At 51.5% G+C, this 21,553-nt stretch carries 20 protein-coding genes and 1 tRNA gene; 2 read left to right on the forward strand and 19 right to left on the reverse strand.

The genetic code is table 11. The annotated features are described in order from the left end of the window. The 13 genes from GO013_RS07490 to GO013_RS07545 form a co-directional block, all read right to left on the reverse strand. Positions 1-1,014: a hypothetical protein gene (locus tag GO013_RS07490; protein ID WP_163809766.1), complete on the reverse strand. Its 1,014-nt coding sequence runs from the start codon at positions 1,012-1,014 to the stop codon at positions 1-3. A gap of 44 nt (positions 1,015-1,058) precedes the next feature. Beyond that, positions 1,059-2,129, reverse strand: a complete 1,071-nt coding sequence (locus GO013_RS07495; protein WP_239057783.1) for a DUF3131 domain-containing protein — start codon at positions 2,127-2,129, stop codon at positions 1,059-1,061. Positions 2,130-2,173: 44 nt separating this feature from the next. Continuing rightward, a complete protein-coding gene (locus tag GO013_RS17235) occupies positions 2,174-2,392 on the reverse strand; it encodes a hypothetical protein (protein WP_239057784.1) in 219 nt (72 codons plus the stop codon). A gap of 6 nt (positions 2,393-2,398) precedes the next feature. Further along, positions 2,399-2,701, reverse strand: coding sequence for a hypothetical protein (locus GO013_RS07500; protein ID WP_163809770.1), 303 nt, complete (start codon positions 2,699-2,701; stop codon positions 2,399-2,401). A gap of 33 nt (positions 2,702-2,734) precedes the next feature. Next, positions 2,735-4,207, reverse strand: a complete 1,473-nt coding sequence (locus tag GO013_RS07505) for a glycosyltransferase (RefSeq protein ID WP_163809772.1) — start codon at positions 4,205-4,207, stop codon at positions 2,735-2,737. A 17-nt stretch (positions 4,208-4,224) separates the two neighbouring features. Further along, positions 4,225-4,557 (reverse strand): STAS domain-containing protein, encoded by a 333-nt coding sequence (locus GO013_RS07510; protein WP_163809774.1) that lies wholly within the window; start codon positions 4,555-4,557, stop codon positions 4,225-4,227. A gap of 12 nt (positions 4,558-4,569) precedes the next feature. Continuing rightward, entirely contained in the window at positions 4,570-5,328 is a 759-nt protein-coding gene (locus tag GO013_RS07515) for a dolichyl-phosphate beta-glucosyltransferase (protein WP_163809776.1), read from the reverse strand. Between the two features lie 8 nt (positions 5,329-5,336). Continuing rightward, positions 5,337-5,693: a hypothetical protein gene (locus tag GO013_RS07520; protein WP_163809778.1), complete on the reverse strand. Its 357-nt coding sequence runs from the start codon at positions 5,691-5,693 to the stop codon at positions 5,337-5,339. Between the two features lie 8 nt (positions 5,694-5,701). Next, a complete protein-coding gene (locus GO013_RS07525; RefSeq protein ID WP_163809780.1) occupies positions 5,702-6,052 on the reverse strand; it encodes an EamA family transporter in 351 nt (116 codons plus the stop codon). A 3-nt stretch (positions 6,053-6,055) separates the two neighbouring features. After that, entirely contained in the window at positions 6,056-6,469 is a 414-nt protein-coding gene (locus tag GO013_RS07530) for an ATP-binding protein (RefSeq protein WP_163809782.1), read from the reverse strand. Positions 6,470-6,474: 5 nt separating this feature from the next. Then, entirely contained in the window at positions 6,475-6,825 is a 351-nt protein-coding gene (locus tag GO013_RS07535) for an STAS domain-containing protein (protein WP_163809784.1), read from the reverse strand. Positions 6,826-6,914: 89 nt separating this feature from the next. Beyond that, the gene (locus tag GO013_RS07540) at positions 6,915-7,865 is read right to left on the reverse strand and encodes a metallophosphoesterase (protein WP_163809786.1); all 951 of its coding nucleotides are present in this window, start codon (positions 7,863-7,865) and stop codon (positions 6,915-6,917) included. A gap of 18 nt (positions 7,866-7,883) precedes the next feature. After that, complete coding sequence (locus GO013_RS07545; protein WP_163809788.1) at positions 7,884-9,074, reverse strand: SpoIIE family protein phosphatase; 1,191 nt, start codon at positions 9,072-9,074, stop codon at positions 7,884-7,886. A 109-nt stretch (positions 9,075-9,183) separates the two neighbouring features. Between GO013_RS07545 and GO013_RS07550 the strand changes: the two genes are divergently transcribed. Continuing rightward, a complete protein-coding gene (locus GO013_RS07550; RefSeq protein WP_163809790.1) occupies positions 9,184-10,308 on the forward strand; it encodes an ATP-binding protein in 1,125 nt (374 codons plus the stop codon). An 86-nt stretch (positions 10,309-10,394) separates the two neighbouring features. Here the strand turns inward: GO013_RS07550 and GO013_RS07555 are convergent, their stop codons facing one another. Next, entirely contained in the window at positions 10,395-12,257 is a 1,863-nt protein-coding gene (locus tag GO013_RS07555; protein WP_163809792.1) for an amidohydrolase, read from the reverse strand. A 325-nt stretch (positions 12,258-12,582) separates the two neighbouring features. Between GO013_RS07555 and GO013_RS07560 the strand changes: the two genes are divergently transcribed. After that, complete coding sequence (locus tag GO013_RS07560; RefSeq protein WP_163809794.1) at positions 12,583-12,909, forward strand: multidrug efflux SMR transporter; 327 nt, start codon at positions 12,583-12,585, stop codon at positions 12,907-12,909. A 217-nt stretch (positions 12,910-13,126) separates the two neighbouring features. On the opposite strand, the gene GO013_RS17395 is transcribed toward GO013_RS07560, so the two are convergent. From GO013_RS17395 to GO013_RS07585, 5 genes are all read right to left on the reverse strand, one after another. Beyond that, positions 13,127-15,226 (reverse strand): methyl-accepting chemotaxis protein, encoded by a 2,100-nt coding sequence (locus GO013_RS17395; protein ID WP_163809796.1) that lies wholly within the window; start codon positions 15,224-15,226, stop codon positions 13,127-13,129. Positions 15,227-15,659: 433 nt separating this feature from the next. Then, positions 15,660-15,746, reverse strand: a tRNA-Leu gene (locus GO013_RS07570). Between the two features lie 69 nt (positions 15,747-15,815). Then, complete coding sequence (locus GO013_RS07575; protein WP_163809797.1) at positions 15,816-17,159, reverse strand: sodium:solute symporter family protein; 1,344 nt, start codon at positions 17,157-17,159, stop codon at positions 15,816-15,818. 9 nt (positions 17,160-17,168) lie between these two features. Continuing rightward, complete coding sequence (gene bioA, locus GO013_RS07580; RefSeq protein ID WP_163809798.1) at positions 17,169-19,163, reverse strand: adenosylmethionine--8-amino-7-oxononanoate transaminase; 1,995 nt, start codon at positions 19,161-19,163, stop codon at positions 17,169-17,171. Between the two features lie 240 nt (positions 19,164-19,403). Continuing rightward, complete coding sequence (locus GO013_RS07585; protein WP_163809799.1) at positions 19,404-21,431, reverse strand: methyl-accepting chemotaxis protein; 2,028 nt, start codon at positions 21,429-21,431, stop codon at positions 19,404-19,406. Between the last annotated feature and the right edge of the window lie 122 nt (positions 21,432-21,553).

The raw sequence follows: 21,553 nt of genomic DNA on the forward strand, positions 1-21,553 counted from the left end.
TTATCCTCCCCAGTCCTTTCGGGTGGGTCCCCAAGGGGCGCGTGTCCTGCTCGGCTTTTTTCTGTGTATCTTGTCTCCTGTGATGAAATTGGTGATGGCCTCCACGTCAAAATTGTAGCCAAAGAAAATACTGCCGTCAGTAAAACTGCCACCCCGGTCCGGGCTCCATGGAAAGGAGTTGGATGCATAACTGCTGTATGCCAGGATGAACCCGCCGGGTGACCAGTCGTAGTAGCCGAATCCGTAAATGAAATCGGGATCGCCAAGGGCGTGTTTTGAGGAATCGGGGTAGATGTTCGCTTGGGTCCAGAAACTGAATTTGCCCCAGATGGGGATGGATAGTCCCAGTCCAAACCACTGCTTCCACCATTTGCCGGGTTCGTATTCGGGTGTCAGATTGTGCGAGGCCCATCCCAGAATACTGGCGTTTTCGGCAGGATGGAAAAATTCGACAATGGGTTTGGGAATTTCGAACCGGTAAGTCGTGGTGAAGGTTCCGGAATTGAAGTTCGTGAAATCCTCGCCTGATTTTGGATTGAGTCGGTTGCCGCCGTAGTTGGCGTATTCCAGACTCAGGGTATCCGGCGAGTAATTGGCGACACCGAAACTGTAACTGAAATCCGGTTCATATCCTTGTTGAAAGGACGGCTCCAGATATTGATAGAATGTGAGTCGGGCGTAATAGGGAGAGAGACCGTTGAAGGAAATGGTCTGGTTGAAGGCCTGCTTGTATATGTTTTTTGTCCCGGACCCACTTTCATGTGTCTGAGTCGATGGCGTGACTGCCGTGGTATAGCCAGCGTTGACGGAAATCTCTCTGGCAAGGGCTTCACCGAGGGTGGCGGCTGGTTCTGCATAGCGGCTCTTGTCAATACGAAATGAGCGGGAAAGCATCTCAAAGAGATTCCATCCGGGGTCGGTTTCCACTTCTGTGGCCAGTCCCGGACTGGGAATATCCTTCATGTAGGGCACGTCTTTGGCCGCAAAACACGATGACCACCAGAACGTGCTCACAATCAGGATTCCTATGACGCTTCGTTGTCTCATTTGTTCCGCTCTTATTGGCGTCCCTGAATCTTCAGATAGGGACCAAACACCTTGAAATGGAAGATTTCAAGAATGACGCCATTGGTATTGCAGGTCAGTGCCGTGTTGGTTCGATTTTCCTGTTCATAGATGCCCGCATAAAATCCGTCTGTTTCATTTTGCATGGAGCGGACTTTTTCAAGCAGGGGCGCACTGTAGTCGGTATCATAAAGAATCGCCCAACCGAGTGCCGCCTTGGTACTCAGTGTCCTCCACGACTCTGAGGTCAGGCCGTCACTCGTTAGGCTTGCCCATGGGATGCCATCGCCAAAGACTGTATTGTAGACAAAATACGGGTCGTCATCGAGCGCGGTTTCCGTGACCGCAGTGACGATACCCGTGTTTTCATACCGATTTTTTTGGGCCAGGTATACCCTGTAGGAAAATTCTCTGGAATAATAGTCCCAGCCAAATTCCACACCGTCGAGAATGTACGGTTCACTCAAGGTATAGGTGTGCGCACCAAATTGACTCGGCAGTCGGAGATCGACCGGAACCTCGACATCTTCGACATCGACAAATCCGGTGAAGTCCCGGTAGTTGTACGCCTCACTGATATCGAATCCGAGCAAGGCAAAGGACTTGGACACATATTCCTCATATCCGAGTCGTCCTTCCTGGTTGACCTGTTCGACATCATTCGTGCGACTGGTTCCGTACATGATGCCGTTTCGGAACATGCGGTCAAATGTCCAGCGGGAGACCACGGCGCGGACTTGCGGCGTGAATTCCGGGTATTCATAGAGCAGGACATTGAGCGGCACACAGAGTCTGCCAATGTCGATGGCACTCCATCCAATTCCTTCTTCGGTTGGCCGATTCTGATAATCTGTCATGGACAGTGTTTTGGTGTCGTAGGATTTGTTGGGTAATTCGTCGTTGTACAGCGGCATTTGAATGAGCGCGTTCAGGGCGTTGTCCATTCGATTCGAGAATTCTTCTTCGGCAATGATATCGAGTCGGTACGCCGCGATGGTTGCCAGCATGTAGCTCGCCGTATCCCATAAAGTGGTAAAGTTGAATCCCTTGACCGAATCGACCAAGCCGGTTTCGGCATTGAGATTGTTTTCGAAATATTGCCATGCCTTCAGGGCGAGTTGCCGTTCTTCCTCGGTGAGTGGTCCCAGTATCGGCTGGGGAATGTCCGATGTGATCTCCCGATGACGCTGTTGGTTTCGACTTCGAGTGTTCGCACGCCGAGATAGCTGAGGTCTGTCAGCAGGAAGATGATGACCCCCGTTGACAGCAGACCGAGGATGATCGCTATTTGGCTGCGGGCCTGAAGAATGGCTTCTTTGAACTGCATAGGTGTTTACTCCGCTTCCTCGTTGTTTGACCACAATGCCGCTCGGACAATAACCATCAGTGAATTCGTATTGAGGAGCGACCAGAAGGCCGCGACGATGAAGCCCATGAGGTCATAATCGTAGCCCAAGGTTATTTTTCCTATATACCATGCGATTCCGAGAAAATTGATTCCAATCATGATCATCTGGGGAATGACCAGATTGAGATAGGTGCGCTGTTCACTGGTTTTCGGTGTCACTTTGAATTTGACTTCATCGCCTTTGAGAATGGTCCAGATGGCTTTGAGATTGAGTGGGAAGAACGCCACGTAATACTGGATATCCCGAAGCGTGTTGACGCCTCAGGTTCCGATCATGAATGTGACCTGACTGATGAGCTGGAACGAGAGAATATGGATGAAGAAATCGAGATCAAAGCCCTTGACCGGAATGATGTCCGTGAAAAAGAAGATGGGTGGAGTGATAAGGAATATGACCATCCAGAAGGCCGCGAAATAGGAGAATATCGACGAGAAATACATGGTTTTCTGCCCCGGTGATAATCCGGGCTTTTTGAGCGGATTATCTCTGCGCAGAAGATCAAGTGTGCCTCCGGCATATTTGAAACTCTGGGTGAGATAGGCCAACGCATCCTGTGGAGACAGCATCTTCGACACGACTTCCGGATGATAGACGGATTTCCATTGATGGGTCTGGTCCGCATGGAGCAACAGGGAGGTGTAGATATCCTCTGATACGTGATATTTGTATGGCGTGACTTCGGTATCGACCATGAATGCTCGCCTGGCTCCGAAGCCGAGTGCTTCTTGAAGCTCTGGCGAATCCATGTCTGGTGTGACGTCCTTGATGTGTTTTTCCATCTCTTCGCCATACCGGATCAACGCGGCACGTTGGACAGCTTCTCGCCGGTGTAGTGAACCGGCTCCGCAGCAGAATGCGGCGTTGTAATTCATTCGACGTCTGAGAATGCAGTCATAGAACATTCTGGGATCGCTGCCGAAAAGGTCCTGATTGATGTGGATCGGGCCGATAACTTTTTCAACCAGTCCTCCGAGCCATCCAATGGGCCGCCCGAATCGACGACCACACCAGTCCTTGAGGCGGGTGCCCTCAATCGTGTCGTAAAACCATTGAGGGGTCTGCACCCAGGCTATGTCCGGGTCACGAAAGTAGCCAAGGGTGTTTTCAAGGAATTTTGGGAAAGGTCGCGTGTCGGCGTCAAGAATGACGAGAATGTCTCCCGAGGTCAGCTCCATGGCGTTGCGGAGGTTGCCTGCCTTGAACCTCCGATTGTCGGTGCGAGTGATGTAGTTGACCCCTTCATCATCGGCCACGACTTCCATTTCAGGCCGCTTCCCATCATCCAACACGAAGATCGAGACTTCCACCGGCGATGGGCGGCGCATGTTCTTGGCGTCGCGGATACTGTATCGCACGAGTTCCGGATCTTCGGTGTATGTCGGGAGAAAGACATCGATCCGCAAGGGCCGGTCTTCGGGAAGTTTGTCGGTCTCCGCCAGGATGTCATTGGCATACAGGGCTGGTGGTTTTTGTGGATAATCCCGTGTCTTCCAGAGGTTGACGGCAAAGAGAGTCGAGCTGCCAAAGGCCAGTGTCTCCGCAAGGGCCAACGGGATGGCAAACCAGAGAGCCTCTGTATTCAGAGAATAGAACCACCGCCAGTGGAAATACCACAGCCCTATGCCAATGTTGATCGTGACAAGGTACTGGTACAGGAATTCCCGCCACGGCGAAGAGGGAACCGCTGTGTACGGTTGTCGGTTTTCATATTTCGAGAAGTAGAACTGTTCCATGGTGCCTCGAGTGGTTCCTAGAAACTGGCAATGCCTTCCTCTTCCGAATCAAATACTTCAAGCACGGTGTCGAGTCGGGTCAAACGGAGCATTTCCATGACCTGTTCCACGACACAGCACAATTTGACATCGCCTTTGACCCCGACGCGGCGCAGGGCGGAGATGATCGCTCCAAGCCCTGAACTGTCGATGAAGGTGACGTCGGAAAGATTCAGGAGAAATCGAATCGATCCGTTGTCGATCTGTTGGAGCAGTTCGTCCTTGAATTGAACTGCCTGACTGGCGTCGAGTCGGGTGACTTCTGGCCTGAAGCTGATGACATCACCGTATTCCTGCATGACCATTTTCATAGGTGCCTCCTTTTATTGTTTTTGCTGTGTCAAACCACGATGAACGAGCCGAATGCGCATGACATCGGCAAACATTTTGATGGCATCTCGTATCGGACTGACCGTGGACCCTTCCATATGGTGCCATTTGACCGGGATTTCCTTGATGCTGTATCCCAGTTTCCTGGCAAGATAGAGTTGCTCCACGTCGAAACTGAAACCGAAGAGTTTCTGATGGTGCGCAATATCCTGTCCGGCCTCGCGTCTGAAGGCCTTGAATCCACATTGGGTATCTCGAATACCGGAAATGGCGAACAGGCTGACAACCGCGTTGAAGGTTGAACTCATGAGGTCTCGGTAGAACGGTTTTTTTTCGATTTCGGATTCCTTGAGCCGTCGCGAGCCGATAACCACGTCAACACCGTTTTCAAGTTCAGGGAGGAATTTTTCGAGTTCACTGATGGGTGTGGAGAGGTCCGCATCCGAGAACAGAACGTATTTGCCCTGCGCCTTGATGATGCCTCTGGCCACGGAAAACCCCTTGCCCACATTCTTGACGTTTTCCATGATCGTACTGACGTTCTGGTCTTTCATTTCCTTGCCGTAGAGATCGATGGTCTTGACGATTTCCGTGGTCCAATCTCGGCTTCCATCGTCAACCACAATGATTTCGCTTTTGTATGGCTGCGCAGAAAGATAGTCCTTCACCGTGTACAGGGTGTCCGCTATCCGTTCCTGTTCATTGTAGGCCGGAATAACCACCGAGAGATACATGTCTGTTTGATCTGTCATCGGTTACCTCACTTTTTGACCGCCAGCCCGACGCCGAGGGATATGATGAGAATGCCGCCCCAGCGCACGAGCGAAATGGTTTCGCCGAACATCCACCATGATCCCAGTGCCACCAGAACGTATCCCGAACTCAGAAGGGGATAGGCGTAGCTGAGGTCCATGTTGGTGAGAACGGCAACCCAGACGAGCATGGCGATTCCGTAGGAAACCAGTCCTGCGAAAACCCATGGCTGAAAAACGATGTGAAAGACCGTCATGATACCGGAAGGGCCGAGGTCCCCCAGTTGTATCATCCCCATTTTCATGAAGAGCTGTCCGAGTACCCCGAGGACGATGGATATGACGACCAGTATGTATGATTTCATGGACGCTCCTAGCTCCTGGATATGAGCATGATTCCAAATAAAATAGTGGCGATTCCAGCCCATCGATGGGGCGGGACAGTTTCCTTGAACAAGTATTTTGAAAAGAGCGTGACCAAAACGTATCCGAGACTCATGAGCGGGTAGGCAAGGCTGAGTTCCAGCCGAGACAGCACCAGAAGCCAGGTGAATGCCCCCAGTCCCAGTGTCAGTATCCCCAAAAAGAAATGGGGTGTGATGACTGCCAGATAGAGGGGCTTGCCCGCTGCCATGCGTGTTTTGATTCTGGTGGCTGCCAGTTTTTGAAATATTTGCCCCAGCGTGGTGAACGTCACGGAAATGACCACAAGGAGATATGCCATAACTCAAGACTCCAATTGTTTTTTCATGGTCAATGTATTGATGCCATTTGTGCGATCGTAGACCACGGAATCCATGACTTCATTCATGAGGAAAAGTCCGTACCCATGGGGTCTATGGTTTTCGAAGTCGGGCAAGGGAACTTCTTCGGGGATGAAACCGATGCCGTTGTCGTCAATAATGACCGTGAGAAAATTTCCGTTAACCTGGAGCGTCAACCCAATGGATTCATCGCCATGGGCCTGGGAGTGCTTGATGGCATTGGCCAGTCCTTCGCCCACGGCCAGTTCGATTTGATCACCGATTTTCTGTTCCACAGTGGCCTTTTCGCGAAATTCGGCAATAAGGTCCGCCCCGAGAGCGAGGTTCTCAAGGTCCGGGCCGAACCGGATCGAAAATGTCATTTGGCGGTGTGCCATGATCGTTACTCCTCGAAGCTGGTCACTGCGGACGCCACATCGGGATAGACGTTGAAAACCTTGTCGAGCCGGATCAGTGAAAATACCTGCTGGATTTTGTCTGTCATGTTTGCAAGGCGTAAATCCCCGTCACTGTTGGTCACATGGCGAAGGGCGGCGACCAAGGCCCCAAGCCCTGAACTGTCGATGAACGAGACTTTGCCGAGGTCTACAACAAAGTATCGACTTTCTTCGTCCATCAGCGATCTGATCCTGTTTTTGACAGGCAGTGCCGCTGTCGCATCAAAGCGGCCCTGAAGGATCAGGACAACGACGTCACCGAGCGTCTGTTCTTCGAAATGCAGTGCTTCAGCCATATCGTTTCTCCATGTTCATTCGTCTATCTATTAACAATATATCAATGATTACCACAATAATGAATTATATACAGCCCTCAATGAACAAATCATGCGTTCCGAAGTGTGTGAATCGTTATTTCCGGTGGACAATTGAGCCTGGCTTGTACCCCTGAACATCCGGTTCCCCGGGCAGTGTATCCCTGCATTTCCCGATAGGACCAGGGGCCGCGACACATGGAGCGCGGACAGGCCCCATGGGTGATGATCGGCGTGCCTCCAGGCAAACATATCTGTCCTCCGTGAGTGTGACCACAGAGGTAGAAGTCCACCGCATGTCCAGATGCTTCTTTATATATTTCAGGGCTATGAGCGAGAAGGATAATGCAGGATTCGCGAGGGACGTTTGTCAGCGCCTGCTTGATGTCGTCCAATCCGTAGAAGTGGGGATCATCCACTCCGGCCAGGTAAAGAGCGTGTTTCCCCCTCGAAAAATGAACGGATTCGTTGAGGAGTACCGGCACACCGGCCGCTTCGAAGTAGGGGATTTCTTCGATAAAATCATGGTTGCCCAAAATTGCGTATGTGCCCATTTCGCAGTGGATTTTTTTGAGCAGAGCCGTCATTTTTTCACCACATTTTTCATATGGCCCGTAGGTCAGGAACCGATAATCGCCGGTCAGAACGCAGAGGTCGAATTCCAGATGCCGGAGACTCTCTTGCAATTTCGTGCCTCCATCCACAAAACCGTCGATGTGGATGTCCGACAACTGGAGGATTCGCAGTCCATCAAATTCGACTGGCAGGGTGGGGAGGGTAGTCTCAATGCGTTCGATCTGAAAATTCAAGCTTTCACGTTCACATCGTTTGGTCAGTCCCGTCAGAGCGAGCCCGATCCGGCACGCGGTGGTAAGTTTTCCGAGATTCTCGAAGTGGAGCTTGCCTCGGCCTTTCCCGGACATCGTCGCTGCGTAGTCCACCTGAAGCCGAAGTCGTTCTGCAAGAACGTCGTCCCCGAATCTGTCAGCCAGTTCCTTGAATATCCCTTGGTGTCCTGTCATACATCAGTTACCTGCACCTTATGTCTCAGCACTGCATGCGGCCCCTTCCTGCATCTCGGAATCACCGCCGTATTGCATGCAGAGCACGGTCACATCGTCTTGGGGAGGACGATTTTGACCGAATTCCAACATTGAATCGTAAATACATCCCACCATGACGTCGGGCGATTTCTCTCTGTTTTCAAGTGTTGATGTAAGGAAGCGATCGTGACCGAAATCTTCGCCATCGGATGATTCGTATTCGATGATGCCGTCCGTGAAAGCGATGAGCCGGTCATTGATTTCCAATTGAAAGGTTCCTTCTTCAAAGGGGACTATGCCTCCCAGACCGATGAGTGTGCCGCCTTTGTCCAAGGGGATCGGGTCGGTGCCTTGGCGCAGGATGAAGGGCGGGAGATGCCCTGCGTTGCTGTAGTGAACCAGTCCGGTGTGTATGTTGATGACGGCGTAAAACATGGTGAAGTGTTTTTCGAATCGCTCAATGGGAAAGTCGGTGTCCAAAAATTCGAGAACTTTTTGGGGAGGAACCGGCAATCCTGTTTCGTTTTCGAGAAGGTACCCTGATTGTGGTTGCAGATGTTGCGCCACGGAAATCGCAGCCAGGGCGGAAGCCACGCCATGTCCACTGATATCGAGAATGTAGAGCGCAACATATTCATCGCTAAGATGGAAGACATTGAACATGTCGCCGCCGACGTATTCACTTGGTTGAAATTTCCAGTTGATATGCAGTTTTTCGATATTTGGTTGGCAACTGGGGAGAAAGCTCTTTTGAATGAATGCGGCCGCCTTGAGATCTTCTTTGATGATTTTGTTTTTTTCCCTGAGTTCGGTGATGAGTCGGTATTGCCGAAGTCCGGCTTCAAGGGTGGCGATCAGGGTTTTCTTGTTGGTGGGTTTTTCCAGAAAACGGAAAATACGGCCTTCGTTGACCGCTGACAGTGCGGCGTCAACGTCCGCAAATCCCGTGAGCATGATGCGAATGGTCTCCGGAGACTGGTTTCGAACCTGGACGAGGAATTGGATGCCGTCCATTTCCGGCATTCGCAAGTCAGAGACAACAATCGCGAATTCTTCGGAATTCTTGATATGCTCAAGGGCTTCGGATGGACTGCTCATGGTCTCGATACGATATTTTTTGCGTAATAACAGCTTGAACGATCGCAGGACTTCCGGTTCATCATCAACAAACAGTATTTTTTCCGGCACGACTCTCTCCTGTTTTCACGGGCTGAACCACGGTGTTCTTCGGATAAATTGAACATAAACATACCCTATTTGATAAAATAATGTAAAAATATTTTTTAGGAGGTATACGATGGTGCATATGGAAACAGCACAAGCCCGAATCGCCCATAATATTTTCGAAAGCCTGCCGCTGGGGTTGATGGTCATCTCGCCCCACGGTGATATTGTCATGTCCAACGATGCGTTGAGTGCTATTCTGGATATTCCTCCGGAACGGCTGAAAGCGGCAAGTTGGGCTGAACTTTTCATTGAAGACATTGATAAGAATACGGATTTTAATCAGGTTATTCTCGATATCATTGAGAAGAAAATCGTTGGAATGCGGCATATCGTTTCATATGAAAATTCTCATGGCGGGCTTCGGCGACTGTGCATCACATCATCTTTTTTACAGGAAAGTGAAGCCCTTATCGGGATCGTGCTGCTGATCGAAGATGTCACTGACAAATATGAAATGCTTGAAAAGGAAAACGGCTATTTGCGGGAGATCCAGGGGTTGCAGTCCGAGCGGGTGGAAGGCTTGAACAAGCTGGCCATGGCCATGGCACACCAGATACGGAATCCGCTCATGAGTATCGGCGGGAGTAGCAACCTGTTGTTGCGGAGCCTGACCCTTGAGGAGCGGGAGCGGGAACTGTTTGATTCAATTTTATACGGGGCACAACGGTTGGAATCCCTTGTCCAGGCGGCACGATCTTTTGCATCGATACTGGAACCGGAACAACAGGATACCCCGCTGGCCGATATCTTGACGGCAAGTTGTGACAAAGCCAATGCCTTTGCCGTGAATCGGGGACGCAATGTCGTTTGGAATCTGCCGAAAACCGATGTTCTGGTCCAGGTCGATGCCGATCTTTTCGAGCGGGCTGTTTCGGCCCTGCTGTTCAATGCCATTGATTTCAGCAAAGGGAACGAAGCGGTGATTTCCATCGGTGTCAGTGTCACGGAGGGAGATGTGATGCTGACGGTCATGGATCAGGGGTTCGGTGTCTCGCCCGAAGAGATTCCGTATGTCTTCGATCCTTTCTATTCGAGTAAACCGGACGGCGTGGGCATGGGACTGACCGTCGCCAGACGGATCATCATGGAGCATCGGGGACAATTGACATTGGCCAGTGTCCTTGATGGTGGCACCACCGCGACGATCGTACTGCCATGTGCTGATTCCACGGTGAATTTATGTAGTTTTTCCTGATGAAGTGTCACTCAACAGCCGAGGCTGTGAGGATGGGTTGAAAATGAACGGAGGCAGGGTGCCCGAAACCCTGCCTCCGTTTTTTCTCAGTGGGTGTGGTTGGAATGATCGTGCCCGACAGGGAGACCGTTTCCGCAAAAGACCATATGGGCAAATTCGGCCATGGCGGTCATGGCCCGTGCATCCGGGAGCGTGACGCTGGTCGTTTCATCGCCTTTTTTGTACGTGAATGTGCCATTCATCATGGTCATGAGAACATCGATTTCCGCGATCTTGATCGGTTCGACCTCAAAAGGATTTCCGTCCAGCACGACCAGGTCCGCGTATTTCCCGACTTCGAGACTGCCGATCATGTCTTCCATGCGGAGTTGCCATGCCGCATCGATGGTGATCGCCCGGATGGCCTGTTCCACAGTCATGGGCGTGCGGTTGGGCGGGAAGGGGGTGGACTTGGGGTCCGAGATATCGAGCAGCGTGGTCGCACCCGTGACCACGTACAACGGCGCTTGCATACTCGGCGGTGTACTTGGAACATCGGCGGAGATGCTGACTTTGACGCCGTGACGGGCGAAGTGCGGGTACCTGCCAAGCGAGCTGTTCACGCGCTCTTCACCGATCAGTTGCATATTCGCTGTTGCACCGCCGCCAAAGGTGTTCGTGAAGTTCGGCGTAGAATTGACCGGAATCTTGTTGTCGATGATACGTTTCTGGTCATCAGGGTGAACCCAGATGGCGTGATGCAATGCGCTTCGATTGTCCGAATTGATCTTTCGTGCCGCGAGGATGGCGTCCACGGCGGCACGGGAAGATCGATCCCCGTCAGTATGGATGAAGACGTCCAGATCGACTTTGGCGGCCTTGGTCACGATTGCTTTGGTCACCTCTGGTTCCACGTTGAAGGAACCGCGATTTTCACTGTCCTTGTACGGTTCGATGAACGGTGCGGTCCCGGCAATGGTGTTTCCCTCGGGGTGAATCTTGAGACTGGAGACCTTGACCATGTCGGAATTGTAGCGTTTTTGCATTTTGATGCCAAAATCGACAAAGCGTTGCGGGTCACCTGTTGTGGATTTGAACATGGGTTGGGCCAATGTCCGCATTTTGAGTTTTCCCGTGTCCGCCCAGTCCTGCATCATGTCCATGGCGACGACAAAGTCCGTTTCCATCCCGCCGTGCACGTCCTTGATGTTTGGAGTGACGATGCCGGGAGCAAGGAAGGTCGTGGTGCCGTTGCTCGCGGCAATGGCCTGGAGCATTTGGGCACTTTCAGCGATCATGGTTTCAGGGTCCCATGCACCCATGTCAATATATGCTTGGAACCATTGGATTTCGATTGCCACGCCTGTCGGGTTGCCCGCGTCGTCACGAACCCAATAGGTGACGCCGGGGACAGTGTCCTTGGAGTCTTTGCTGATGTTGGCGGCCTTCAGGGCGGCGGTGTTCAGCCAGGCGTCATGGATCGTATTGTCGAGGATGATGGCTGGTCGGTTCGGGACCACGGCATCAAGGTCTCTGGCTGTGGGTAATCCTCCCAACATGCTTTGATCCCACCCGATTCCCTGTATGACTTTTTTGTCCGGGTTGGCATCGGCATAGCTTTTGATCTTCGCCAAGGCATCGGCCCTGTCTTTTGCATCGTATATCTGGACGCCGAGCGTGGTCCATCCCGACGCGATGAGGTGGTCGTGCGTGCTGACAAAACCGGGGAAGATAGTCTTGCCGGATACGTCGATAACCGTTGTGTCCTCGTTGATATACTGCTTGGCGTCGTGTGCCGAACCGACAAAGGCAATTTTGTTGTCGGTCACGACAACGGCTTCAGCCCACGGTTGTTTCTGATCGACGGTGTAGACTGTCCCTCCTGTGAAAACGGTTGTCTGGGAAGCCTGGGCACCTGTGGCGCAGACAAGGGCCAGCAACAGAAAGAGTATGCCCCATATTTTTTTCATGGTTCCTCCGATTTTTTGACCTGAGAGCCGTTTTTATGGATCGCATTCAAGGGGTCATTGCCTGAAAAACTGGCAAAAAGACGTCCTTGGTGAGAGAATTGGTTTGAGTATACCCAATAAAGGGATGATGTCAGTTATAGAATGGCTGGCAATGGCCAAACTCCGGAGCGGGTGTTTCGCCGAGTGTGGTCGTTTCATTGAGGAAATACCTTCTTGATCGCCTGTTTGTATCCTCTGTCGTGGTGTTGACGTGAAAACGAATTTGGTCCTGTATTTGATATATGTGTGGGAAAAATGGCATGCTCATCGCAAATAAGGAGAACCTATGCATTGGTGGTATCTCGTTTTGGCAGGAATTTTCGAATGGGGATGGCCAGTTGGCCTCAAGTTGGGCTGGACTGAAAATGGAGTACATGGTGGATGGCTGTTTTTTGCCGCGATATGCATGGCGGTCAGCGGTGTGCTTTTGCTCACGGCGCAGAAAGTCATTCCAATGGGAACAGCCTATGCGGTTTGGACCGGCATCGGTGCTGTGGGGACATTTGTCCTTGGGATGGCTTTTTTCGGGGAACCCGCGACATTCGCCCGCTTTTTCTTTGTCGGGCTTATTGTCGTCGGCATTGTCGGCTTGAAGTTGGCTTCAGCGCACTAGGAGTGACGTCCAACACACACGAACAAGGGCTGCGACGTGTGTCACAGCCCTTGTTTTTTATTGAGGGCGAAGAGCGTGTTTTGATGCTCTCATTATGAAAATGAATTGGTCTCCCTGTCGGCCCATTTCCTCTATGTATTCGGCATTGATGGCAGCATCCATCTTAGGGGCTGATTCGATACTTTCTGATGCCATTTTTCGATGTTCAACCCTTGGTTTAGAAACGTTCAAATCCCTCTTCAGAGCTTTCATTCATGTCCATATCGATTCCGGTAAATGTGTTTTTGGGAGATTTTCCAGTAGAAGTCCTTGGCAACTGTTTTGGCTGAGTTGAATTGTGTTTCATGTGGGTTGAACTGCGGTAGCTATTTGCGTTGTCATCGGTTTTGAAGAAGGCAACAGTAGCGTTGAGTTGTTCTGCTTGACTGGAGAGTTCTTCCGAAGTGGATGCCATTTCTTCAGCTCCAGATGCATTTTGTTGGACAACTTTGTCGAGGGTTGCAAGTGCATCGTTGATTTGTTTTATCCCTTCGTTTTGTTCTGTCGTTGCCATCGATATTTTTTGAATCAGATCAGCGGTACTTTTAATGTCAGGCACAATCTGGCCGAGCATTTCTCCTGCTTTTTCAGCAACTTCAACACTTTCAAAAGAGAGATTACTGATTTCGGTGGCAGCGGTTCCACTCCGTTCCGCTAGCTTGCGAACTTCTGCGGCGACGACAGCAAAGCCTTTACCATGTTCACCTGCACGAGCTGCTTCAATTGCAGCATTGAGGGCGAGTAGGTTGGTCTGGCGTGCGATTTCTTCGATAATGGAGATTTTTTCAGCAATATCCTTCATGGCTGTAACGGTTTGAGCAACAGCCTCTCCACCGGATTCGGCATCCTTTGCCGCTTTGGATGCAATGTTTTCCGTTCTCTTTGCATTTTCAGTATTGAGTTGGATGCTTGCTGCCATTTGTTCAACAGATGAGGAGACTTCTTCCACTGATGCGGCTTGTTCATTGGCACCATCTGACAAACTTTGGGACGAGGCTGAGAGCTCCTGGCTCCCAAATGCGACATTCTCGGCTGCACCTTTTACGTTGCCAACAACTGAAGTCAATTGACTGACCATTTCATCCAATGCGTTGACGATGCCTTGCTTTTTCTTGATGTCACCAAATGAGACGACAAGGTCTCCATCAGCTATTTGTCGGGATATTTTAGCGATTAACGCAGGTTCTCCGCCAACTTGAGCCTGTACGTCACGAATGATCCAAATTCCAAGCGCGCCACCGATGGCAAGGGCAATGGCCAAACATGCTATGATGAGTACGTTCGTGGCGTTTACCGTCGCTTTGTTTGCCTCTTGGCGAATTGTCATGAGACCGTTTTCTTCGGCACTGAAGTCAGCCATCAGTTTTCTGAATTGATCAAAATAGACCTTTCCATGAGCTTCGCCTACCAACGTAGCCATGTCGTCCATATTCTTTGCGTCGCCAATGTTTCGGCGAAGCTGGATGGCGGGGGTTATGACGTTCTTGCGCCATTCGGAAAGCGTGGTCAGCATGTGTTCTAAACGTGCAACTTGGTCAGAATTATCGCTGACGTATTTTTTTAATTCTGCAATTTTAGCGTCAAATTCTTTAGAACCAGCAGTGTACGGATCAAGAAATTTCTCCTGACCTGCAAGCAAATACCCTCGCATCCCTGTTTCCATATTGATGGCACTCGCGAGAATATCCATGGTTTTGATGATTGTTTTATAGGAGTGAGCAATCTTTTTGCTGTCAGCACCTTGGGCAGTTCGTTTATCAAGCAGCGTCTGTTCGATTTCAATGAATTCTGCAATTTGGGCTCTGAAAGAATCGAAATAGTGTTTCCCACGCGCTTCTGCAACGAGGTCTGCGATGTCATTCATGGTTTTCGCATTACCAATTGTACGGCGCAGTTGAATGGCAGGTTCAGTCACTTTTTTTTGCCACGTTTTGAGGAGTGTTTCGACCTCGCCGAGACGAGCAACTTGTTTTGGGTTGTCCGAGACGGTTTGTTTCAGTTTGGTGAGTTTTTCATGCGTTGCTTTTTCTCCTCCCTTGTATGGATCAAGAAAGGCCTCTTTTCCTGCGAGCAGGTAGCCTCGCATTCCGGTTTCCATGTCTACCGCTGCCCCGATTATTCCCTGGGCTTCGCCGACTGTTACATATGTATGTTCAACCATGTTGTTGGTGGTTACAATTTTGTTGATATTCAAGAGTGCGACAGCACCAATAATGAGCAATAGTGCTAATGGTGCACAAATTCCTAGAATGATTTTTGTTCTGAGTTTTAAAGTCATTTTTTTATCCTGTCCTTAAGGGCGTTGTTGTATTTGTATTTAATACTTTAACAGTATGAATGTGTATAATCCATTATAAATATTGTACTAATTGGCAGTAATAACTAGTGGCAATCATAAAAGAAGGAAAGGTGAGTGGGGTTTCACATATTTATGGGATTGGGTCTTATTGTCCACAGAGTTCCTGCCCATTTTTCCTCGTAGAATATTCTGAGAATGCCGGTCAGATTTTTCAGCGTGAGATGCTGTCTTTGATTTTTACACGTGAATATTTGGCGGAGAGGTGGGCAGTCGTGTTGTGCCGAAGATTTCTGAAAACCGTGGGTGGGCCGTTGACCGTGTAGGACGGTAGGCCACAAAGAAGAAAATCAAAGACGGTGCCTAGCACACACGAAAAAGGGCTGCGACGTGTGTCACAGCCCTTGTTCTTTACTGGTGCCGAAGAGAAGATTCGAACTTCCACGGAGAAACCCCCACATGGTCCTGAACCATGCGTGTCTACCAATTCCACCACTTCGGCACGTTCAGGAAGCGTTTGTCTATTAAAGAACCGAGAGATTGGCAAGCCTTTTCTTTGTTTTTTTTCAGTTTATTCTCTGATGCCCTGCGATGATGGTGCCAATGGTGTGCCGGCGGGGATCAGTGCTCCGAGTGACAGAGCGAGAGAAAGGCCGACTCCGGCGAAACTGTAGGCTTTCAGCCCGGTTGCCGCTGCCAGTATGCCCAACAGGCCGCCAAGCAGGATGGCGCAGAGCATGACGCGTGGATTGACGGGCCGTTTGTCGCTGGCAAGGATGGCCACGAACATGGGAGCGACCACGCCGCAAACATAGATGTCGTTGGCCGCTAGGAGCAGCGACAGGATGCTGCCTCCGGATGCCGCGATGCCGAGTGCGCCGATGCCTATTGCTGTCATAATGAGTCGGCACCGTGTGGTATTGCTTCCGCCGATGACATCGTGTTCAAGAATGGTCGCGGCCGTGATGAGACAGGAATCCGCCGATGAAATAATGGCCGAAAGCATGGCGAAAAGCAGCAGTGTTCCCGCCCATGTTGGCATGACCGAAGGGACCACATGGGTCAGAATGGAGTCCGCATCCGTTCCGGCCGGGACCAGCCCCCGGGCGTAGAGACCGATACAGACGATGACTCCGGCAGAAATGGCGATGCCCGCTGTGGCGAGCAGGGTGCCGTGTGTGGCCTGTTTTTCTCCTCGTGCGGAGAACAGTCGTCCGAACAGCATGGGGCAGACAACATAGCTGCCTCCCACGATAATCATGAAATAGGTCCATTTGGACAAAGGGAATGCGTCGTTGACGAATTGGACCGGGATGTCATTCAGGGAAATCGGTGACGCCGAGGCTGTGAAGTACAGGGCCAATGTGAGTCCGATTGCGACAAAGCCATATTGCACGGCATCGCTTTTCAGGATGGAGTTTTGTCCTCCGAGCATGGTGTAGGCCGTGATGACCAGGGCGCAGCCGACCAGTGCTGTGGAATGGTCCATGCCGGACAGGGCGGTGCAGGCTTTGGCTGCGGCCAAATATTGGGCGGCGAGAATCGAGGTCCAGGCCGGAATGATGATGAGGGCCGTGAGTCGTCGAGCCGAGGGGGAAATGAATTTTTCCGCCATGTCCGGCAGGGTGAATACTCCGCTTCGTCTGGTCTTTGCGGCGAGCAAGGTACTGAGTATCAGGAGTCCGGCTGCTCCGGAACCGAGCCACCAGAAAGCGGGTGTGCCCACGTTGAATGCCAATCCGGTCATGCCGATGGTCGCTGATGCGCCGACACAGGATGCCGTGATGGATATTCCCACGACTGAAGCACTGCTCCGACGGCCAGCAACGGCGAATTCCGTGAAGTCCTTTCGTTTGAAATATTCATGGAGTCCCATGCCAATGAAAAGAGCGAAGTACAGTACCAGTAGATTCATAGAGTTCCTTTATTCGTGAATATGGTGGGCGATGGCGTCGAAAACCGCCGAGCCGAGCCGAGAGACTTCATCCTGAGTGATGATATACGGCGGCATCACATAGATGAGTTTGCCAAAAGGACGCAGCCAGACACCGTGTTCAATGAAAGCGGCTTGAAGTCGTTGGACGTTGACCGGTGTGTCCATTTCAACCACGCCGATGGAGCCGAGGACTCGGACGTCCTTGACGCCGGGAAGATCCCGACATGGACCAAATGCTGTTTCAAGCCTCTGTTCGATGGCATGGACCTGAGTTTTCCAGTGGCCCTGTTGCAAAATTTCAAGGCTGGCCGTGGCAACGGCACAGGCCAGCGGGTTGCCCATGAAGGTCGGGCCATGCATGAAGACGCCGCCATCTTTGGAGATGGTTTGTGCCACGTTGGATGTGGCCACGGTTGCGGCCAATGTCATGGTGCCGCCGGATAATGCCTTGCCCACGCACATGATATCCGGGATCACATCGGCCCATTCGCAGGCAAAGAGTTTACCGGTTCGGCCAAAGCCCGTGGCAATTTCATCCAGAATGAGCAGCACGCCGTGAGCGTCCGCCAGCTCTCGCAGTCCACGCAGGTAGTCTGGGTGATAGAAATACATGCCCCCGGCTCCCTGAACGATCGGTTCCACGATGATGGCCGCGATGCGGTGGCTGTTCTCTTCGAAAAGACGGGTGGTCTCAGCCAGACTGGCGGGATCGTATGGTTCTCCGAAGCGGCACGTGGGACGCGGTGCGAATATTTGATGTGGCAACAGCCCGGAAAAGAGGTGATGCATTCCGTTGTTTGGATCACAGACCGACATGGCCCCGCAGGTGTCTCCGTGGTAACCGCCGCGTATGGTGAAAATTTTGGTCCGTTGTGTCTGGCCATCTGCCTGCATGTATTGCAAGGCCATCTTGATGGCGGCTTCCACGCTGACTGATCCCGAATCCGCAAGAAAAACGTGTTCGAGTCCGTTTGGTGTCATGTCGCACAGGCTTCGGCAGAGTTCGATGGCCGGATCATGGGTGAGTCCGCCAAACATGACATGTGGCAGGCGTCCCAGTTGCGTTCTGGCAGCGTCAAGGAGAGCCGGGTGGGCATAGCCATGAATGGCGCACCACCATGATGCCATGCCGTCGATGAGTTCGGTCCCGTCTTCCAGTGTGATGCGAGAACCGTGGGCCGTGCGAACCTTGACCGAGGGGAGCGGGTTCACGGCAGAGGTGTACGGATGCCAAATGTGGTCTCGATCAAAGGTCAGGTCGTCCGAGTCGTCCGCCGGGGACGGTGTAAGATGCCGTATGGCCGGTGCCATGTGACGGATATATTCGGCGTCGAAATCGATTTGTTCGATAAATGGAATTTCGGCGAGGATAGGGATATTGCCGTAGTGCGCGATGGTTTCGGTATTGTTACGGCGCATGAGAATGCCCTGTGTGTCGGGCCGCGTGGTGTTGGTCATGACCACACCAGCGATGTCGAGACCACTGTCTCGAAGCATTCGAATGGTCATGAGTGCGTGATTGATGACGCCCAGTTTGTTATCGGCGACGAGGATCACTGGCAGGTCGAGACGCTGCATCAGATCCTGCATGGTCTGTTTGTTGCCGAGCGGGACCGCTGCACCACCGGCTCCTTCCACAAGGACGAGATCGTGTCCTGTGGCGAGTTCGGTGACAGCGTGAGCCAATTCGTTCACGTTGAGTGATGTGCCTGCGAGTTCTGCCGCCAGATGCGGAGAGCAGGCCGGGGCGAATCGGTGACAACAGGCCTCGGGATAGCCGTTTGGAAAATATGGAGTGGAAAATCTGGCATATATTTCGACATCGTCTGCCACCAGACCGTCCGGCGTCTCTCGACAGCCACTTTGGATAGGTTTAAGGGCGAGGGCATGGTGTCCGGCATCCAGAAGGTTCCGAAGGAGAGCGGCTGTGACACAGGTTTTTCCGACATCGGTATCTGTGCCGGTAATGAAATATCCGTTCATGAAAATTGGGTGTTGAAGGGGTGAATGGCATGGGCCATGAAGGAAGCGACCTTACCCCGGCAATGGTGAATGAGCAAGTCCTGGGTGGTCGGGGAAATGTAAACACGTGTTTATATTGATAAGTGTTCAAATGAAACTGATATTTTTTTGTCAAGAGCGGTGGAACGTGCCGGAGTCGTGGGAAAAAGTAAGGGCGGGAAGAATTCCCGCCCTTGTTCTTATTCGTGGTGTTTTGGTGGATTAGAATTTTTCGAATCCGTCGTCGGACATACCCGGGATTTCCATGCCGCTGTTTTTCGTTGTTCTGGACGACGTCTTGCCTTGACCAGCCGTTGGGAGGGCATGAGCCGATCTGTTGACGTTGACCATGGAACGGGTTCCCGGCATATCGTCAAGTTGGAAGAAGGCAATGGCTGATTGGAGGTGGACCGACTGTCTGGCGAGTTCTTCGGAAGTGGCCGAGACTTCTTCGGCGGCCGAAGCGAGCTGTTGCGTCATTTCGTCCAGCCTCATGAGAGCCTCATTGACCTTGACCGCGCCTGAACTTTGTTTGCCGGTTGCGGCGGCAATGCCTTGAATCAGTTCGGCTGTGTGTTGAATATCAGGGACCATTTCATTCAGCATTCCGCCTGCGGATTCCGCAACAGCGACACTGGAGGCGGACAAATCGCTGATTTCGGCTGCTGCCTGTCCACTGCGTTCGGCGAGTTTGCGAACTTCGGCCGCGACAACCGCAAATCCCTTGCCATGTTCTCCGGCCCGGGCTGCTTCAATGGCTGCGTTAAGGGCAAGCAGGTTTGTCTGTCGGGCAATCTCTTCAATGATGGTGATCTTGTCGGCGATTTCCCGCATCGCATGGACCGTCTCGGTCACTGCTTTTCCGCCTTTTTCCGCGTCCTGAGCCGAGCGGAGCGCAAGTGTTTCCGTTTCTTTTGAATTGGTGGCAATGTGACCTATATTGGAAGCCATTCCCTCCATGGTGGACGAGACCGTTTCGACGTTGGCAGCCTGTTCATTGGCGCCTCCTGACAATGTCTGGGCCGTGGCGGACAGCTCTTCACTGCCACTTGCCACCTGCTCGACGGATTGTTGGACATTGGAGACCACGGAGCGGAGTTGGTCACCCATGGCGTTCAGATCGGCAGCGAGTTCGCCGATTTCATCCTTTTGATCGATATGGAGTGCGGTATTCAAGTTCCCGGAGGCTATTTCCTTGGTGAATGTGACGCCCTTTTTGAGCGGTGTCACGATGGATTTTGCCAGAAAATAGACGATGACAAGCAATACCAGGATGGAGACGACACTGAGGCCGCTTGAAAGCAGGGTGGCTGTGTTTGCGGTCTCCATGATTTTGTCTTTTGGAATCGCAACGCCAAGTGCCCATTTTTTGCCGGTTTCGCCAATGGAAAAAGGTGTGATGATGAGTTGGTACGCCGTTTTATTCCTTGTGAAGGCTGTGTGGGCTGCCGTGTCGGATTTCAAACACGTATTGATAAGGTGGCTCATTTTCGAACCAAAGATTTTGTTGACTGCTTTACCAACATTATCGGGATTCGGATCAGCTACAATCATGCCTGAATGGCTGACGAGGAAGCCGTATCCAGTTCCAAAAGGCTGAATTCCTGCAACGATTTTCGTCATGTGTTGCATGTTCAGATCGACACCGGCAACACCGATGGTGCGTGTGCCTTTTTTGATGGGGACGGATGTGGAAACAAGGATCACTTTTTTCCCGGCGAAATTGTATTCAGTTGGCTCCAGAACTTCCTGTTTCCCGGATCGAAGTGACGTTTGATACCATGCCCCATTGAGGTTTGTGGCGGCAGACATGACAGAACCTGTTTGGTACCATGGTGCGTAGCGGCCAACTTCGTTGGACCCCTCCGAGCCAATAGCGGCGGAATCATTGCCGTCAAATTCGTCTGGTTCAAATGCGACCCATGCCGACGAGATATCTTTGTGGGATTCGGTAATCTCCATAATAAAGGCATTTGTTTCATCACGGCTTGGCGTTGCCTGCGTTTTTTGGGCAGCTTTAAGCGATTGAGCCAATGTCCAACTGATGGTCATGGCCTTGTCGAGTTCGGCTTTGACTTCCTGCCCAAAACGGTTTGCCATTTCCGTCCCGAGCATGGACGCATCATTTTCAGAGACCGTTCGAAATTTCCCGATGAGTATGGATAAGGTCAGTCCCATGATAAGAATGACGAGAAAGCCGACCGGAAGCAGAATTTTGTTTCGGAGGCTGAGGTTCTGGTAGAGTCGCATTATTTCCCTCCCGTAGGAATTCAACAGATCACTTTTTGAAATGTAGTTTTGTGAAGAAATTATTCCATAGGAGTAAACAAGAGACTCTGCAACCCTTTGATATTATTTCTTCATAAAATATA

Source organism: Pseudodesulfovibrio sp. JC047 (assembly GCF_010468615.1).
GTDB lineage: Bacteria > Desulfobacterota > Desulfovibrionia > Desulfovibrionales > Desulfovibrionaceae > Pseudodesulfovibrio.

What these genes read in the sequence shown, in the direction of transcription:
- GO013_RS07575 (WP_163809797.1), bottom strand. Translation starts at nt 17,159, where the DNA reads ATGAATCTACTGGTACTGTACTTCGCTCTTTTCATTGGCATGGGACTC.
- GO013_RS07525 (WP_163809780.1), bottom strand. Translation starts at nt 6,052, where the DNA reads ATGGCATATCTCCTTGTGGTCATTTCCGTGACGTTCACCACGCTGGGG.
- GO013_RS07515 (WP_163809776.1), bottom strand. Translation starts at nt 5,328, where the DNA reads ATGACAGATCAAACAGACATGTATCTCTCGGTGGTTATTCCGGCCTAC.
- GO013_RS07510 (WP_163809774.1), bottom strand. Translation starts at nt 4,557, where the DNA reads ATGAAAATGGTCATGCAGGAATACGGTGATGTCATCAGCTTCAGGCCA.
- GO013_RS07550 (WP_163809790.1), top strand. Translation starts at nt 9,184, where the DNA reads ATGGTGCATATGGAAACAGCACAAGCCCGAATCGCCCATAATATTTTC.
- GO013_RS07520 (WP_163809778.1), bottom strand. Translation starts at nt 5,693, where the DNA reads ATGAAATCATACATACTGGTCGTCATATCCATCGTCCTCGGGGTACTC.
- bioA (WP_163809798.1), bottom strand. Translation starts at nt 19,163, where the DNA reads ATGAACGGATATTTCATTACCGGCACAGATACCGATGTCGGAAAAACC.
- GO013_RS17235 (WP_239057784.1), bottom strand. Translation starts at nt 2,392, where the DNA reads ATGCAGTTCAAAGAAGCCATTCTTCAGGCCCGCAGCCAAATAGCGATC.
- GO013_RS07560 (WP_163809794.1), top strand. Translation starts at nt 12,583, where the DNA reads ATGCATTGGTGGTATCTCGTTTTGGCAGGAATTTTCGAATGGGGATGG.
- GO013_RS07540 (WP_163809786.1), bottom strand. Translation starts at nt 7,865, where the DNA reads ATGACAGGACACCAAGGGATATTCAAGGAACTGGCTGACAGATTCGGG.
- GO013_RS07505 (WP_163809772.1), bottom strand. Translation starts at nt 4,207, where the DNA reads ATGGAACAGTTCTACTTCTCGAAATATGAAAACCGACAACCGTACACA.
- GO013_RS17395 (WP_163809796.1), bottom strand. Translation starts at nt 15,226, where the DNA reads ATGACTTTAAAACTCAGAACAAAAATCATTCTAGGAATTTGTGCACCA.
- GO013_RS07555 (WP_163809792.1), bottom strand. Translation starts at nt 12,257, where the DNA reads ATGAAAAAAATATGGGGCATACTCTTTCTGTTGCTGGCCCTTGTCTGC.
- GO013_RS07585 (WP_163809799.1), bottom strand. Translation starts at nt 21,431, where the DNA reads ATGCGACTCTACCAGAACCTCAGCCTCCGAAACAAAATTCTGCTTCCG.
- GO013_RS07530 (WP_163809782.1), bottom strand. Translation starts at nt 6,469, where the DNA reads ATGGCACACCGCCAAATGACATTTTCGATCCGGTTCGGCCCGGACCTT.
- GO013_RS07535 (WP_163809784.1), bottom strand. Translation starts at nt 6,825, where the DNA reads ATGGCTGAAGCACTGCATTTCGAAGAACAGACGCTCGGTGACGTCGTT.